Raw genomic sequence first — 15,495 nt, 5'->3', positions numbered from 1 at the left:
GGATCAACTGGAAACTTTTTCATCAGTTTTTTGACTGATTTAGGAATCGATTTCTCCCTTTTATCAGGGTTTTGATTTATCGTACCAGTCGCTACACCTTGCCAAATTAAATCTTTTGAAGATTCATCCAAAAAATCCAAAACAAGGGTTCCTTCCAAATAATCACTGTCGGAATACGTTGTAGATGCAGATCCGTATCCCCATCCGCCAGCTGCGCGTCTACCTCTGCCATATCCTGCACCTCCATAGAAATCGGTATAAGCTGTGGTACTTGTCTTTTTATCAACTACGATATACAGTGACACCCCCATATCAGCCCCTGACTCTACTAAGGTGAATTGCCTTGCTGTCATTTCAGCTAAAATAGCTTCCCTCAGTCTTTTTTTATCAAATTCATTCATCACCTTTTCACTGTCTTTCTGCCAGCCAACAAATTGATAGGTTTTATACTTTGAGAAATCTGTTGATTTGTCATAATCTCCTGTTACTTTTTGAGCTGTCAAATTAGTTGAAAGAAGAAGCATTATCACGGTAATAACTGCCACTGAATTTTTCATGTTTCTTTGGTTTAAAATTAGTATTAAATCTATTAAACTGATCATCTCTTATCTTACAGTCCGAGATTCACGATTATCATTTTAGTTTGTTTTACTATATGTCTTTTTTGCTTCAAAGCCGAGTTTGGAATTAATATCCATAAAATCTTTTAGCTTAATATCCAAAACCTTCACATTCTCTTTAGCCACGATAAAAACTTGACCAATATTAACTATCGGGGCGAACGGAATATACACTGCATACCTACCGTCAGGAAGTGTGTCAGTATGAATTCCTATTTGAATATTATTGTTGCCATTCAAATCAACCTCCACAGCTGTATAATCACCATGCTCTATTCCTGAAACCTGATGAATCACATTCTTCATAGTTTTGAAAAAAGGAATATGCTCAAGAACTTTTCGTTCCAGCCAATTTCTAAAAATACTACCGAAATAAGTTTTTAGAATAAACCCACAAACGAAAAATATAAGAGCTGCCAAGGTGAGCAAAATTAGGCTCGCAATGATTGTTCTAAATACCGGCCCTCCTATCAACATATTACTCGTAAAAGGCAGCGTCAGGTCAATAAGCTTTTGCACCGTATCTTTTAGAATTATTACAACCACAGCAATTGGAACAATTACGACAATACCGGTAATTATTCGTTCTTTGATTAAAAAAAGAAGTTTCTCGGTTTTCAAATCGATTTGTTTAGGATTGGTTTCTATTTATAAAGATAAGAATATTGACTCAAATTGAACTTGATGCTAATTTTCTCCACAAATTCCTTCTGTCAACACCCTTATCTGTGACCATTTTCTTTTTTAAATTTGGTCAAATTGGCTTTCATCATAATTATCTAAACTATCCTCCCAAGAATACTTGTTAAACTTGACACTATAATTTGAGAACTCCTGATCTAAATACTTTTTCAGTATTTTTCTTATCCCTTTAAAGCCCTCAAAATCTTTCAAAAACCACAAAAATAGCCTACTTACATGAAGCGATTTATTTTGGTTGTCAACATTAGTCTCATGTTCCAGAAAAGCAAAAGAAGCATGTTCCAATTGCTCTTCTAAATGATGTACAGAATAAAAAGCGATCGGTGGACAACTTACCGCTCCACAATTTAGGGCGAAATGAATTCTAAAATCGACATGGCTTACGGCCCATTTTTTAACCTGAGAATTGATAAAAGGATTGGGGAAATAGCCTAATGAGTACTTATAGCGATACCTTCTTAAAATCCCGTGTTCAATGTCATCAAGACTTAGGATATGTCCGGCTATGCATAGTTGCTTTTTAGTATAAATCTCCGGTTGAACTAATCCTTTATACTTCCTCAAAATTTGAAATCCCGCATTGTAAATGTTGATCCAAAAAGCATTTTTTCTCTGATCATCAAAAAGTTCAACTTCCACATCCTGAATTTTATAAGCAGCCAATTCCTGAAGAATTGAATCATAGTTCTCCTCTTTTTTAACGGCTAATAAAAGCTCTTCTGATAATGTGTTCAGTTTAGTCATCTTCAGCTACAAAATCCGGCCATCTTTTCATATAACCAATAAACATATCACTCAAACCTTCTTTTCGCAGGTGCTCTCTGGGAACGGGCGTATCAAAGGGTATAAAACTGGGGTCCTCCATCACCCTGACTGGAAAATCGTGATGTAATATGGCAGAACGACCAATGGTTACAAAATCAACACCTGTATCTAAAATTTGTTGCACTTCTTTGCCGGTTCTAATTTTGCCCGCAACGGTTAGCTTTACTTTCTTTAAATCCAGACTTGTAAAATGTTCAAGCAGACTGATGTTTCGAAATTGTTCTTCTTCAGGCAATTTAAAAGAATCCCATAAAGAGATGTCAAGAAAATCAATACTACCCATCTCTGCTAATTGTTTGCACAGGGTCTTGACCTCAGCTAATTCCATTCCAAATTTCTCAGGAGATAATCGAACGCCTACCAAAAAATCATTTCCGCATTGAGCTCTGATACCTTCAATTATTTCAAACAAAAGTCTGGATCGATTCTCTAAAGACCCTCCATATGAATCAGTTCTTTTATTAATTTCCTTGCTAATGAACTGGGTTAAAATATAACCATGAGCACCATGGACTTCTACTCCATCATAACCACTTTTTTGGGACCTTAAAGCCGCATCAATAAAATCATCTCGAAGTTCCTCTACTTCCTGTATCGTAAGAGCACGTGCTCCCGTTTTTACATTGTCTGAAGGACAAACCGGTTGTTGCCCAATTACATCTAGAGGTGATCGCATACCGGCATGATGCAACTGAATAACAGCCAAACTACCATAACTTTTGATGGCAGTGCTCAACCTTTGATGACCTTTAATATGCATGTCATCAAAAATTCCCAATTGACCTGAAAAGCCTTTTCCAACAGCCTGAACATGTGAGGCACAGGTCATCACTAAACCAAATTGACCTTCTGCTCTCATCGTTAACCAATGGAACTCTTCATCAGAAAGCTGGCCGTTTTCATGACTTTGTTGATTCGTTAAAGGCGCGAGCATGAACCTGTTTTTCATGCTACTTCCATTTGAAAAATAAAGTGGCTCACCAGGGATGGTTTTTATACTCATGAATATTTTTTAAAAATTGAATCAATCTCCTGCGCTAAATTAAAATCATTGTTGCTAAGGCCATCAACATCATGCGTGCTTAGCTGAATATTCACCTTATTATAAACATTGGACCAATCCGGATGATGGTTCATTCTTTCTGCCATCAAAGCGACGGCCGACATAAAAGAAAAGGCTTCCACAAAATTCTCACATTGAAAATTTCGAGAGATGGATGTGCCATTCAAACTCCAGGAGGCATCAATATTTTTCATCTTGATTTCGATTTCCTGTTCATTCAACTTGATCATCATTTCATTAGGATTTAGCCGAGATGCTATCTCATCGTTCAGATAACTAAGATACGAAAAACTGAATCGGTAAAATCGAATGATTCATCCGCCTCCGGCATATAATAACTCATCTTTAAGTAATCGAATCTGTAAGGGTAGATCTTTCCTTTCTATCATTAAACCTGGCGTTTTCTTTTGTGAGGATCTCAATAGGCGAATATACCACCGGTGCTGGTACATTTCCATTGACTAAATAATCTGACATCAAATGAATAGATTCATAACCTTGCTCAAAAGGTTTTTGGGAAACTACAAAAGACACTGTTCCGTCTTCGAGGCATCTTAGATTCTGCTCTGTATTGTCAAAACCAACCAGTTCCATTTTTTCTAATAAATCAGGCTCTATTACATCAACTATTGCTGCAATTCGGCTTGATGGAACAAACAGGCCTTTTATCGACTTGTTTTGTTGTAAAAAGGAATTTATTATATCTCTCGTTTTATCAACTTGATCAAAGTGATCAATGCTCAAAGTGACTGTTTTGAACTTAATTTCGTTTTGTGAAAAGTAATCATTAAACCCCTCTATACGCCTAGAAATTGCGTGATAATTGGTAATATTCGAAGTTGTGTTCACAATTAAAACAGAAGTTTGCCAACCTAAATTTAGATGCATTAATTTCCCGGCTACATAGCCGCCCATATAAGAATCTTGACCAATAAATGAAATATTATCAAAGCCTTCTAAGTCTATATTTAAAAACAAATATGGAATTTGCTGTTTATCCAAACGATCTATTATTTGTTGCGTTTCTTTGACAAAAGTCGGAACCAAAACAACAGCTGATGGTTCTGATTCCATCAGGATTTCAAATTCTTTTAGATAGGAAACTGCATCTGTCTGATCAAAGAAATAATTATCTACTGTAACACCATAATTATTCACTTCACTACTTGCTTTGAGAATACCGGAATAAGGTGATTTCCAGAAAGAATTTTTATCGTTATAAGAAGGCATTAATGTCGACAATTTAAATCGATGCTTTAATGCAAGTGCCCTCGCAACGGGATTCACCTTAAAACTATACTTTTTAAGAATCTTTTTAACCTTCGCTTCTGTCTTTTTAGAAACTCCACCCCTATCATGAAGCACACGATCTACAGTTCCTTCTGAAACATTAGCTTCCTGAGCGATACTTTTTATAGTTACCATATAACGGACATAATTATGGACTTTTCTCAGCCTTGAAAAAGTGGATCCACTTTTAAAAACAATTGAAAATACCACCCTGATTTTCTTAAAACATAAATATAAATTAATTTTTCGTGTTCGCACACGAAAAATTCACTAAATTTACCTTTCACTTAGTTATAGAGTCAAGTTTCGTGTGCGAACACAAATATTCTATACCATACAAAAACCACCTATTAAACCATGAGTAAAGTGATCGTTTTGACCGGAGCAGGTGGGGTACTTTGCAGTACCCTTGCATCGGCATTATCCAAGGAAGGGCATAAAATTGCTGTTCTTGACCTGAGAGCAGATGCTGCGAATAAAGTAGCTGATCAAATAAATTCAGAAGGTGGTATTGCTGTCGGCATATCTGCAGATGTATTGGACAAAGAATCTTTGATTGAAGCCAGAAACAACGTGAATCAGAAACTCGGTTCATGTGATATACTCATCAATGGAGCTGGAGGAAACCATCCTCTTGGCACAACTTCTAACACGCATTTATCGGAAGAGGACCTCATCAACAAAGAAGATGGATTTAAAACCTTCTTCGATTTAGATCCTTCCGGCATTAAATTCGTATTCGATTTAAATTTTATTGGTACCTTATTGCCAACCCAGGTTTTTGCTAAAGATATGGTAGGCAAAAAGGGATGCAGCGTACTGAACATTTCTTCGATGAATGCCTTCACACCCTTGACTAAGATCCCTGCGTACAGCGGAGCAAAGGCTGCTGTATCGAATTTCACGCAATGGCTGGCTGTTCATTTTGCAAAGGTGGGAATTCGCGTGAATGCATTAGCTCCCGGCTTCTTTTTAACTGATCAAAACAGGACGCTCTTAACCACTGAGGATGGTGAGTTAACGCCTCGAGGTAATACAATTATTGAACAAACACCTATGGGTAAATTCGGAGAACCTGAAGACCTTATTGGTACAACAATATGGTTATGTGGTGAAGGAGCATCCTTTGTCACAGGAGTTGTTATCCCAATTGATGGGGGTTTCAGCGCTTACAGTGGCGTTTAAAATAGAAAAGAATGAGTATAAGTCTAGAAAATACATGGAGATGGTATGGTCCGAATGACCCCGTTTCTCTTTCAGATATCAAACAAGCCGGTGCAACCGGAATCGTTTCTGCCTTGCATCACATTCCTAATGGTGAAGTTTGGCCTGTTGACGAAATAAAAAAGCGCAAAGAAACGATAGAAAGCGCAGGCTTAACATGGTCAGTGGTTGAAAGCGTTCCGATTCATGAAGACATTAAGACACAAGCTGCTGATTTCAAGAGCTATATCAATAATTACAAACAAACCCTTTCGAATTTGGGCCTTTGCGGGATTGACACGGTCTGTTATAATTTTATGCCCGTTCTTGATTGGACCCGTACAAGTTTGAATTATGAAGTAGCAGATGGCTCCCGAGCGCTGCGTTTTGACGCGACAGCCTTTACGCTATTTGAAGTGTTTCTGCTACAAAGACCTGGTGCTGCTGAAAGCTATTCTAAGGAGCAACTTGAGAGCGCCACATCTATGTATGAGGGCATGAGCGAAGATGACAAGAAATTGTTGATCAAAAATATCATTGCCGGACTACCCGGAGCAGAAGAAGGTTATTCGTTGGAAGAATTTAATGCCATCCTTGCTACCTATAACAACATCGGGTCCAAAGAATTAAAAGAAAACCTATTCTACTTCTTAAAGCAAATTATTCCAGTAGCTGAGAAAGCAGGTGTCTTAATGTGTATCCATCCTGACGATCCTCCTTTCCCTATCTTAGGGCTACCCAGAGTAGTGAGTACTGAAAAAGATATTGAAGAATTATACAAAGCCGTCGACAGCCCTAATAATGGCTTAACATTCTGTACAGGCTCATTTGGAGTCAGAGCTGATAATGACTTGCCTGGCATGGTTGAAAGATTAGGGCATAGAATTCATTTTATCCATTTGAGAAGTACCCAAAGAGATGATTATGGCAACTTTTATGAAGCCAACCACTTAGAAGGTAACGTCGATATGTTTGGCGTGATGAAAGCCTTGATCACAGAACAAAGAAAACGACAAGCTTCAGGAAGAACAGACTTAAGAATGCCGATGAGACCTGATCACGGACATCAAATGTTAGACGACCTGCATAAAAAAACAAACCCCGGTTATTCAGGAATTGGAAGACTCAGGGGCTTAGCAGAATTAAGAGGATTGGAATTCGGAATCGCCAGAAGTTTAAAATAATGAGCCAAATAAATTCAAATAAATTCATTACCGATAATTTTCTACTCTATTCAAAGGAGGCCGAAACTTTGTATCATCAGTATGCAAAAGACATGCCTATCATTGATTATCACAATCATTTATCGGCAAAGCAGATAGCTGAAAACAAACCCCTTCAAAATATTTCTGAAGTATGGCTTCATGAGGACCATTATAAATGGCGCGGAATGCGAGCTAATGGAATTGATGAAAAGTATATTACCGGGAGTAGTTCTAATAAAGAAAAGTTTTTCAAGTGGGCACAGACAGTTCCTCATACCATTAGAAACCCTTTGTTTCACTGGACTCAGCTGGAATTGAAAAGGTATTTTGAAATTGATAGTATTCTTCAACCCGCAACCGCTGAGGAAATTTATGCTAAAGCGAACGAGGTATTGGCCTCTAAAACACCTGCTGACCTCTTGCAGGCCATGAAAGTCGAAGTTGTGTGTACCACCGATGATCCGACAGATAGTCTGGAATACCATCAACAGATAGCAAATCTGGAAATTTTCACGAAAGTCTACCCTACTTTTCGACCAGACAAACTGCTTCTTATTCAAGAGAACTGGTACTTGGAATATTTAGAAAAAATGGAGCAGCAAGTTACCTTTACGATTAAAAATCTAGATGATTTTCTAACTGCTATCCAATCCAGAGTTGATTTCTTCCATCAAAATGGTTGCCGGGTATCTGATTATGGTTTAGAGCAGATATTCGCCTTTGACTTTAACAAAAAAGATGTAGAAGTTATCTTCGAAAAACGCTTGAAAAAAAATAGCCTAACCATGGATGAAGCGAATAGCTTTGCTTCATTTATCCTTTATGAGCTTTGTAAAATGTACTTTGGTAAAGGATGGGCACAACAGTTTCATCTCGGTGCCCTGAGAAATAACAATGCCCGTTTACAGGAGCAAATTGGTGCTGATGCAGGTTGTGATTCAATTGGTGATAAGGAACATGCCGTCTCTATGTCGATTTTATTTAACAGACTCGATAGAGAGAATTGTTTGAGTAAAACCATCATTTATAATGTTAATCCATCGCAAAATGAGGTCTTTGCCAGTATGGCTGGCAATTTCAATGGAGGTGGTATTCCTGGCAAAATGCAATGGGGATCAGCCTGGTGGTTTTTAGACCAGAAAGATGGTATGGAAAAACAGCTAAATACCTTATCAAATGTCGGCCTGTTAAGCCGATTTATAGGAATGCTGACCGATAGTCGTAGCTTTTTATCTTTTCCAAGACATGAGTATTTTAGAAGAATATTATGTAACATGCTAGCAGAGGATGTCAAAAAAGGACTTATTCCAGATGACCTGAATTTTATAGGCAAAATGGTTCAGGATATTTGCTATCACAATGCTGTAAAATATTTTGATTTTAAATGAGTATGAAATATAATATAGTTGTCTTATTTGTCATATTTTCTCTGATGAGCTGCGAAGAAAAATCCAGCAATAAGGTTTTATATTTAGCTCATAATCTTCCTCAGAACCATCCTGTTCATATGGGTATCCTGGAATTTAAAAAAGAAGTAGAAAGCAATTCAGAAGGCGCTTTGAAAGTGAAGATTTTTCCGGATGGTCAATTAGGGTCAGAAAGAGAAGTATTGGAGTTACTTCAGATTGGAAGTGTGGCTGCCACTAAAGTGAGTGCTGCTACCCTATCTAATTTCGTACCTGAATATAATGTTCTCGGAATACCATACTTGTTTAGAAACAAAGATCATTTATTCAATGTTTTGGAAGGTCCTGTTGGTACTTCTATCTTAGAAAAAGGAAGTAAATTCTGGCTTCGGGGCTTGTGTTATTACGATGCAGGAAGCAGAAGCTTCTACACAAGTAAAAAAGCCATTAGGTCGCCGGAAGATCTGAAGGATTTAAAAATAAGGGTAATGAACAATCAAATGGCAATTAATATGGTAAATTCAATGGGAGCTTCAGCGACACCTTTGGCCTTGGGTGAGTTGTACACAGCACTTCAACAAGGAGTGGTAGATGGTGCCGAAAACAACCCTCCTTCTTTTGTGTCTTCAAATCACCATGAAATAAGCAAATACTATACCCTCGATCAACATTCTTATGTTCCTGATGTACTTATTATTGGCACTAAATACTGGTCAAAACTATCTGAAGAAGAAAAAGAATGGGTTCAATCCGCGGCTCAGCAATCTTCACAGGCCCAAAAAATATTTTGGAAAGAATCTGTTGATGAGTCAATGCGAATTGCAACGGAAGCCGGTGTAGAAATAATTTATCCTGACAAAAGTCTCTTCGCTGAAAAATCGAAATCTTTAGTAGACGATTTTATTGTCAAAAACCCTGAAATGAAATCCACAGTTGATAACATAAAAAGTCAATAAGTATGATAAGCTCTGAAATCATTTTTAATAAAGTGAATAAGTTTCTGGAAGTATTCCTGATGCTTATTTTTTCATTGTTGGTTCTGGATGTCCTTTTTCAAGTATTCTCAAGATATCTATTGGGTGGTTCTTATTCATGGACCGAAGAATTTGCTCGTTTTTCTTTGATCTGGATGACTATTGTTGGAACAGCCTACCTCAATGCAAAAAAAGAGCATCTATCCATGGATTTTTTATACCAGAGATTAACCGAAAAGAATCAGAGAAAAGTAAGCATCCTTATTGAGGTATTTGTATTTCTTTTTGCATTGATTGTAATGGTCATCGGGGGTGGAAATCTAGTATACACCACCCTGCAACTAGAACAACTTTCAGGAACATTAAGAATCCCTTTGGGATACGTTTATGCCGTATTACCCTTTAGTGGCTTTCTCATCATGTGCTATTCAATCTATCATATTTCCAATATTCTTTCAAATAAATTACCTTCTTGATTATGAGTATTGAAGTATTAAGTATCATCGTATTATTCGTCAGCTTTATTGGCCTTTTATTACTTAAGGTTCCTGTGGCCTATAGCATTGGTATCGCCACCACATTAAGTTTATCCATGAATATTGATAGAATGCCTGCAATTACAACTATTGCCCAGAGAATGACCACTGGTATTGATAGTTTTGCCTTACTTGCCATTCCCTTCTTTATTCTTGCTGGAGAGATTATGAAGCAAGGAGGGATTGCAAATCGCTTAATTAATTTTGCCAAATCTCTTGTGGCAAGTCTTCCCGGAGGTCTGGCCTATGTAAATGTATTGGCTTCTATGTTGTTTGGAGCTATTTCGGGCTCAGCTCTGGCTGCAGCATCGGCCATTGGTTCAATTATGACTGATCGGATGGAAAAAGAAGGATATCCAAGATCTTTTAGTGCCTCAGTAAACATCACCTCCTCAACAACAGGTCTCCTAATTCCGCCAAGTAATATTCTTATTATTTATGCCCTGGCAAGCGGAGGAGCAGCCTCTGTAGCTGCCCTTTTTGTTGCAGGCTACCTGCCTGGAATATTATTAGGTTTTACCATAATGGGGTATATCGCTTTTGTTGCCATAAGTAGAGGTTATGTTAAAGGAGAGCGTGCTAGCCTTACCGAGATATGGACTTATTTTAGAAAGGCATTCTTTAGTCTCTTGTTATTAGTTATTGTTGTCGGAGGTATTGTAGCCGGTATATTTACTGCAACCGAGGCCTCTGTTATTGCCGTATTATATGCAACTGTTTTATCACTGATTTACGGTGACATACATATGGGAGATTTACCTCAGGTTTTGTTGTCAAGTGCTAAAACTACAGCTGTTGTAATGTTTTTAATTTGTACATCTATGGCCATGTCATGGTTGTTCTCTTTTGAAGGAATTCCAGCGATGATCAGTACATTTTTACTGGAGCAACTAAATAATAAATTTGTCATATTTTTAGTAATTAATATCATTTTGCTCATCATCGGAACCTTTATGGATATGACGCCAGCCGTCCTGATCTTTACACCTATTTTTTTACCCGTGGTAACGGCTCTAGGTATGGATCCTGTGCATTTTGGAATCGTTATTGTTCTTAATCTTTGCATTGGAATTTGCACACCACCGGTAGGCACCCTTCTCTTTGTCGGAAGCGGAGTTGCAAAAATTTCTGTCACTCAAGTAATAAAACCTTTGTTGCCATTTTTGGCAATTATGATCATCGTCTTAATGATCATCAGTTATATACCCGAAATATCAATGTTTTTACCAAAATTATTTAATCTATAACCATGAAAGCACTTAAAAAATTATGCAATCTTACCTGGCTATTTGCAATCGTTTTATCGTTTAATGCCTGCGAAGAAAAAACAAAAGACACTGCTCCCTGGGTCAGTTTATTCGATAATTCAACCCTTGAAGGCTGGTCTGTTATAGGTGGAAAGGCCAGCTATGAAAATCTAAATGGCAACATCGTGGGAACCTCCACTATGAACACACCAAACACTTTTTTAAAATCCGATCAGAAGTACTCCGACTTTATTCTGGAATTTGAATATAAGGTAGATCCAAAATTAAATTCAGGGGTACAGATCAGAAGTAATACAATACCTTCTTACCGGGATGGTGTTTTCCACGGTTATCAAATTGAAATAGATCCTTCTGACAGAGCCTGGAGTGCCGGGATCTATGATGAACAAAGAAGGGGCTGGTTAAACACTTTGGCCAACAATCCCGAGGCTCAAAAAGCATTTAAGCAAAACGATTGGAATAAGTACCGGATTGAAGCCATTGGAGATACACTGAAAACATGGATCAACGGTGTCCCTGCCGCCTATCTAATCGATGACATGACAGCTGAGGGTCATATCGGACTTCAAGTACATGACATTGGAAATGACGAGGAAAAGAACGGAACGCAGGTGATTTGGAAAAACATTAAAATTATCACTGAGGATGTTTCAAAATACAGTCAAAAAATGAATTTGGATCCTGTAATCACGCAAAATAATCTATTTGGCAAAGAAGCCGAAGAAGGATGGAAAATGCTATGGGATGGAAAAACAACAGCTGGCTGGAAGGGAGCTAAACTAGATAGTTTTCCTTCATCAGGATGGGAAATGAATGATGGTGTTCTTTCTGTTTTGGCCTCTGGTGGTGGTGAATCTGAAGCAGGTGGCGATATTGTAACCACTCATTTATACAGCGATTTTGAACTAAAACTTGATTTTAAGATCACTGAAGGTGCTAACAGCGGTATCAAGTACTATGTAGATACCGAAGTTAACAAAGGTGCGGGATCATCCATTGGCTTAGAGTTTCAGATTCTTGATGATGCCAGACATCCTGATGCCAAATTAGGAAATCATGAGGGCAGCAGAACCATGGGCTCGCTCTATGATTTAATTCAGGCGGATACCAATAAAGTAGTTCATCCGATTGGCGAGTGGAATCAAGCCAGAATTCTTTCAAAAAACAACCATGTCGAACATTGGTTGAACGGAAGAAAAATTCTGGAATACGAACGCAGGAGCCCAGACTATTTACAACTGGTTAAAGAAAGTAAATATAAAAAATGGCCTAATTTTGGAGAAGCCGATCAAGGCAGAATCCTCCTGCAAGATCATGGCGATTTGGTGTTCTTTAGAAATATTAAAATACGTTCTTTAAAATAATATAATTATGAGTTCAGATAGAAGAGATTTTTTAAAAAAGGCTGCTATGGGAGCAGTTGGAGTTACATTGACAAATAGTATCAACGCCATGTCGGCCGAGAGTTATTCAAATATCATAGGTTCAAATGACCGAATCAATATCGCCATACAGGGATTGGGCAGAAGATATGGAGGGTTTATTGCACCAATGGCAGATAAGAATAATAATGTACGATTATCATACCTCTGTGACGTACTTAAAAGTCAACGTGAAAAAGCAGCTGTTACAGTTGCGGAGAGCATCAAGAAGAAACCTGTTTTAGAAAATGACATCCGAAGAATCTTAGAAGATAAAGAGCTGGATGCCGTGTTTATGGCCACTCCTGATCATTGGCATACGCCAGGTGCCATCATGGCGATGCAGGCCGGGAAACACGTGTATTTAGAAAAGCCCTGTTCGCATAACATGCATGAGAATGAATTGATCGTATCAGCACAGGAAAAATACAAAAAAGTAGTTCAAATGGGGAATCAGCAAAGATCCTCTATTGAAACCACTCAAATAATGAAGGATATTCACAAGGGGATTATTGGTAAAACATATAAAGCAACGGCCTTTTATATCAATTCAAGAGGTGAAGTACCTGTGCAAACCAAGGCTCCTGTTCCTGAAGGTCTCGATTGGGGCTTGTTTCAAGGGCCTTCACCAAGAAGAGCCTACACACATAACACCTGGGATTATAACTGGCATTGGTATGGCTGGGATTTTGGAACAGCAGAAATGGGTAATAACGCCACACATGAATTGGACATTGCACGTTGGGCCCTCGGTGTTGAACTGCCCGAACACGTCCATGTAAGGTCAGGAAAGAATCAGTTTCTAAATGATGGATGGGAAATGTATGATTCTATGGAGGCTCAGTTTACATTTGCTGATGGTCAGGTTATTGAATGGGATGGTCAAAGTCGAAATGGTTATAACAAATACGGCAAAGGTAGAGGTACTATTATCTATGGCTCTGAAGGTTCTGTTTTTGTAGACAGACAGGGATATGAAGTCTTTAATCAGAAAGGAGAATCAATCAAAACAAGTCAATCGGACGGCGTAGAAGGTGGCGTTGGACTAGGTGGCGGTGGTGATTTGACCACAAAACATGCAGTTAACTTTTTTGAAACAATACGCGGAAAACAAAGTTTGACATCACCCATTCAACAAGGCGCAACAAGCCAGGCTATGACGCATTATGCCAATATCGCTTCAAGAATTGGCAAATCCTTTGAAGTTGATGACAAAACAGGTCGTATCTTCGACCGAGAAGCCATGAACTTTTGGTCAAGAACTTATGAAGCTGGATGGGAACCTAAATTATAAAATATCAAAAAATGAAAAGAAGAAAATTCATAGAAAATAGTGCTCTATTGTCATCTACGGTTATTGCAGGAACTTCAGGCCTTTGGGCCGCATCGAATGTTACTGGCGCGAACGACAGGATCAACATGGCCGTGATTGGGACTGGTGACCGTGGACAAGGAATGATTCCTTTTCTAAGTCAGATTGAAGGTCTTCATCTTGCAGCTTGTTGCGATGTGTTACCCTTCAGATTAGATGAGGGCATGGCCAAAGCAGGAACTAAAACAAAGGGCTACACAAAATATGAAAGCCTTCTAAACAACAAAAATATTGACGCGGTCTTAATTGCGACTCCTTTTAATACCCACTCTCAGATTGCCATTGATGCGCTGGATGCCGGAAAACACGTGTATTGCGAAAAAACAATGGCCAAAGGTCTTGATGGTATAAACGCCTTGGTCGCTAAGGTCTCCGAAGGATCTCAAATCTTTCAGACCGGACACCAATATCACAGCTCCAGACTTTATGCCCATGTCGTGGAATTGATAAAAAAAGGTGAAATCGGTAAAATAACCTCCTTTGAATGTCAATGGAATAGAAATGGTGACTGGAGAAGACCTGTTCCCGACCCCTCCTTGGAGCGAGCCGTTAACTGGAGAATGTACAGAGAATATTCAGGAGGTCTGACGGCTGAATTAAGTTCTCATCAAATAGATTTCGTACACTGGGTCCTTGGAGAGAATCCTGCTAAAATAATGGGTGCCGGAGGGGTAAACTATTGGAAAGATGGGAGAGAGACCTATGACAATACGCATTTGATTTTTGAATACCCAAGTGGCGTAAAAGCTACCTTTAGATGCTTAACATCAAATTCCTTGGGAGATTACCAAATCAAAGTTCATGGGGATAAAGGAACCATTCTATTAGATTATGGCAAGGCCTGGATATATTATGAAGGAGGAGATCAAAAAGAAATGGGCGATGTCGATGGCGTTTCAGGAGCCACGGCCAATCCGCAAATGCAAGGCTACGGAAAACCTATTGAAGTCTCACATATGGATCCCTCCAAACAGGCCTTGATCGATTTTAGAGATAGTATTCAAAATAATAGCATGCCTATTTCAAACGTCAAGACAGGCGCAGATACTGCCAAGGCAGTCCAATTGTCTTTAGATGCGATGTACAAGAATGAAATAGTAAGTTGGTAAGTCTTTATTGTATGCAGCCATTTCAAGCTGAAACAGTTTACATGGTGGCTGTCTTTTGAGTTATGTTTGATGACATACAGGTTATGGTTTGTACCAGTTCATGGCATCTGTGAAATGCTTATATATCCGGATTTAACGACGTGAAATACTTTTCAAAATGTTTTAAAAAGGAATTCGGTCATAGTCCGAGTGAAATAAAAAAAGATGGACATTACTGCCCATCTTCATCACAATCAAACTAATAACTAATGCTTACTTAACTTCTTTATTGATTATTCTTTTTTAATTATTTATGCTGTCAATGATTCTTTTATTGGTCATATGACACATTTCTTTCTTTGTTCAACTCCTGATTTTGCGTTCCCAGCTCCAGGCAGATGACAAAGCATCTTTTAAACTTAAGGTTGCTTTCCACCCTAGAACCTCATTTGCCTTTTTTGTATCTGCATATGCCACCACTACATCACCTTCTCTCCTATCCGTCATGACATAATTTAGCTT

General features: G+C 38.3%; 16 protein-coding genes and 1 pseudogene. 10 read left to right on the top strand and 7 right to left on the bottom strand.

What is annotated here, in order from left to right; translation table 11 throughout:
- The 6 genes from ACR2MV_RS08395 to ACR2MV_RS08370 all read right to left on the bottom strand — a co-directional run.
- Positions 1-557: DUF4136 domain-containing protein (locus ACR2MV_RS08395; protein WP_434021460.1), on the bottom strand; the 557-nt coding region annotated here is incomplete at its 3' end.
- Positions 558-638: 81 nt separating this feature from the next.
- Positions 639-1,241 (bottom strand): hypothetical protein, encoded by a 603-nt coding sequence (locus ACR2MV_RS08390; RefSeq protein WP_434021459.1) that lies wholly within the window; start codon positions 1,239-1,241, stop codon positions 639-641.
- 123 nt (positions 1,242-1,364) lie between these two features.
- Entirely contained in the window at positions 1,365-2,066 is a 702-nt protein-coding gene (locus tag ACR2MV_RS08385; RefSeq protein ID WP_434021458.1) for a DUF547 domain-containing protein, read from the bottom strand.
- Positions 2,059-3,150, bottom strand: a complete 1,092-nt coding sequence (locus ACR2MV_RS08380; protein ID WP_434021457.1) for an NADH:flavin oxidoreductase — start codon at positions 3,148-3,150, stop codon at positions 2,059-2,061. Before ACR2MV_RS08380 ends, ACR2MV_RS08385 begins: the two co-directional genes overlap by 8 nt.
- A complete protein-coding gene (locus tag ACR2MV_RS08375; RefSeq protein ID WP_434021456.1) occupies positions 3,147-3,443 on the bottom strand; it encodes a 4a-hydroxytetrahydrobiopterin dehydratase in 297 nt (98 codons plus the stop codon). Before ACR2MV_RS08375 ends, ACR2MV_RS08380 begins: the two co-directional genes overlap by 4 nt.
- A gap of 112 nt (positions 3,444-3,555) precedes the next feature.
- Complete coding sequence (locus ACR2MV_RS08370; RefSeq protein WP_434021455.1) at positions 3,556-4,635, bottom strand: LacI family DNA-binding transcriptional regulator; 1,080 nt, start codon at positions 4,633-4,635, stop codon at positions 3,556-3,558.
- 222 nt (positions 4,636-4,857) lie between these two features.
- Between ACR2MV_RS08370 and ACR2MV_RS08365 the strand changes: the two genes are divergently transcribed.
- The 10 genes from ACR2MV_RS08365 (at position 4,858) to ACR2MV_RS08320 (ending at position 15,236) form a co-directional block, all read left to right on the top strand.
- Complete coding sequence (locus ACR2MV_RS08365) at positions 4,858-5,685, top strand: SDR family oxidoreductase (RefSeq protein WP_434021454.1); 828 nt, start codon at positions 4,858-4,860, stop codon at positions 5,683-5,685.
- Between the two features lie 11 nt (positions 5,686-5,696).
- Positions 5,697-6,887: a mannonate dehydratase gene (gene uxuA / locus ACR2MV_RS08360; protein WP_434021453.1), complete on the top strand. Its 1,191-nt coding sequence runs from the start codon at positions 5,697-5,699 to the stop codon at positions 6,885-6,887.
- Entirely contained in the window at positions 6,887-8,296 is a 1,410-nt protein-coding gene (uxaC, locus tag ACR2MV_RS08355; RefSeq protein WP_434021452.1) for a glucuronate isomerase, read from the top strand. Before uxuA ends, uxaC begins: the two co-directional genes overlap by 1 nt.
- Before the next feature lie 2 nt (positions 8,297-8,298).
- The gene (locus ACR2MV_RS08350; RefSeq protein ID WP_434021451.1) at positions 8,299-9,270 is read left to right on the top strand and encodes a TRAP transporter substrate-binding protein; all 972 of its coding nucleotides are present in this window, start codon (positions 8,299-8,301) and stop codon (positions 9,268-9,270) included.
- A gap of 2 nt (positions 9,271-9,272) precedes the next feature.
- Positions 9,273-9,764, top strand: a complete 492-nt coding sequence (locus tag ACR2MV_RS08345; protein ID WP_434021450.1) for a TRAP transporter small permease — start codon at positions 9,273-9,275, stop codon at positions 9,762-9,764.
- A 2-nt stretch (positions 9,765-9,766) separates the two neighbouring features.
- Complete coding sequence (locus tag ACR2MV_RS08340; protein WP_434021449.1) at positions 9,767-11,071, top strand: TRAP transporter large permease; 1,305 nt, start codon at positions 9,767-9,769, stop codon at positions 11,069-11,071.
- Positions 11,072-11,073: 2 nt separating this feature from the next.
- A complete protein-coding gene (locus ACR2MV_RS08335) occupies positions 11,074-12,456 on the top strand; it encodes a 3-keto-disaccharide hydrolase (RefSeq protein ID WP_434021448.1) in 1,383 nt (460 codons plus the stop codon).
- A gap of 7 nt (positions 12,457-12,463) precedes the next feature.
- Entirely contained in the window at positions 12,464-13,807 is a 1,344-nt protein-coding gene (locus ACR2MV_RS08330; protein ID WP_434021447.1) for a Gfo/Idh/MocA family protein, read from the top strand.
- Between the two features lie 11 nt (positions 13,808-13,818).
- The gene (locus ACR2MV_RS08325) at positions 13,819-14,994 is read left to right on the top strand and encodes a Gfo/Idh/MocA family protein (RefSeq protein ID WP_434021446.1); all 1,176 of its coding nucleotides are present in this window, start codon (positions 13,819-13,821) and stop codon (positions 14,992-14,994) included.
- 122 nt (positions 14,995-15,116) lie between these two features.
- Positions 15,117-15,236 carry a helix-turn-helix domain-containing protein gene (locus ACR2MV_RS08320; protein ID WP_434021461.1) on the top strand — a complete coding sequence of 40 codons (120 nt, stop codon included), beginning with the start codon at positions 15,117-15,119 and terminating at the stop codon, positions 15,234-15,236.
- A gap of 100 nt (positions 15,237-15,336) precedes the next feature.
- Here ACR2MV_RS08320 and ACR2MV_RS08315 read toward each other — a convergent pair.
- Positions 15,337-15,495, bottom strand: a pseudogene (locus ACR2MV_RS08315) (UDP-glucose 4-epimerase GalE); the annotation flags it as partial.

The sequence above is a fragment of the Lutimonas sp. genome (assembly GCF_051011215.1).
Classification (GTDB): Bacteria; Bacteroidota; Bacteroidia; order Flavobacteriales; family Flavobacteriaceae; genus Lutimonas.
This window is presented reverse-complemented; position numbering and strand designations above follow the sequence as displayed.

Bases quoted from the DNA above. Each gene is read 5' to 3' on its own strand.
- ACR2MV_RS08385 (WP_434021458.1), bottom strand. From the start codon at position 2,066: ATGACTAAACTGAACACATTATCAGAAGAGCTTTTATTAGCCGTTAAA.
- ACR2MV_RS08380 (WP_434021457.1), bottom strand. From the start codon at position 3,150: ATGAGTATAAAAACCATCCCTGGTGAGCCACTTTATTTTTCAAATGGA.
- ACR2MV_RS08375 (WP_434021456.1), bottom strand. From the start codon at position 3,443: ATGATGATCAAGTTGAATGAACAGGAAATCGAAATCAAGATGAAAAAT.
- ACR2MV_RS08370 (WP_434021455.1), bottom strand. From the start codon at position 4,635: ATGGTAACTATAAAAAGTATCGCTCAGGAAGCTAATGTTTCAGAAGGA.
- ACR2MV_RS08365 (WP_434021454.1), top strand. From the start codon at position 4,858: ATGAGTAAAGTGATCGTTTTGACCGGAGCAGGTGGGGTACTTTGCAGT.
- uxuA (WP_434021453.1), top strand. From the start codon at position 5,697: ATGAGTATAAGTCTAGAAAATACATGGAGATGGTATGGTCCGAATGAC.
- uxaC (WP_434021452.1), top strand. From the start codon at position 6,887: ATGAGCCAAATAAATTCAAATAAATTCATTACCGATAATTTTCTACTC.
- ACR2MV_RS08350 (WP_434021451.1), top strand. From the start codon at position 8,299: ATGAAATATAATATAGTTGTCTTATTTGTCATATTTTCTCTGATGAGC.
- ACR2MV_RS08345 (WP_434021450.1), top strand. From the start codon at position 9,273: ATGATAAGCTCTGAAATCATTTTTAATAAAGTGAATAAGTTTCTGGAA.
- ACR2MV_RS08340 (WP_434021449.1), top strand. From the start codon at position 9,767: ATGAGTATTGAAGTATTAAGTATCATCGTATTATTCGTCAGCTTTATT.
- ACR2MV_RS08335 (WP_434021448.1), top strand. From the start codon at position 11,074: ATGAAAGCACTTAAAAAATTATGCAATCTTACCTGGCTATTTGCAATC.
- ACR2MV_RS08330 (WP_434021447.1), top strand. From the start codon at position 12,464: ATGAGTTCAGATAGAAGAGATTTTTTAAAAAAGGCTGCTATGGGAGCA.
- ACR2MV_RS08325 (WP_434021446.1), top strand. From the start codon at position 13,819: ATGAAAAGAAGAAAATTCATAGAAAATAGTGCTCTATTGTCATCTACG.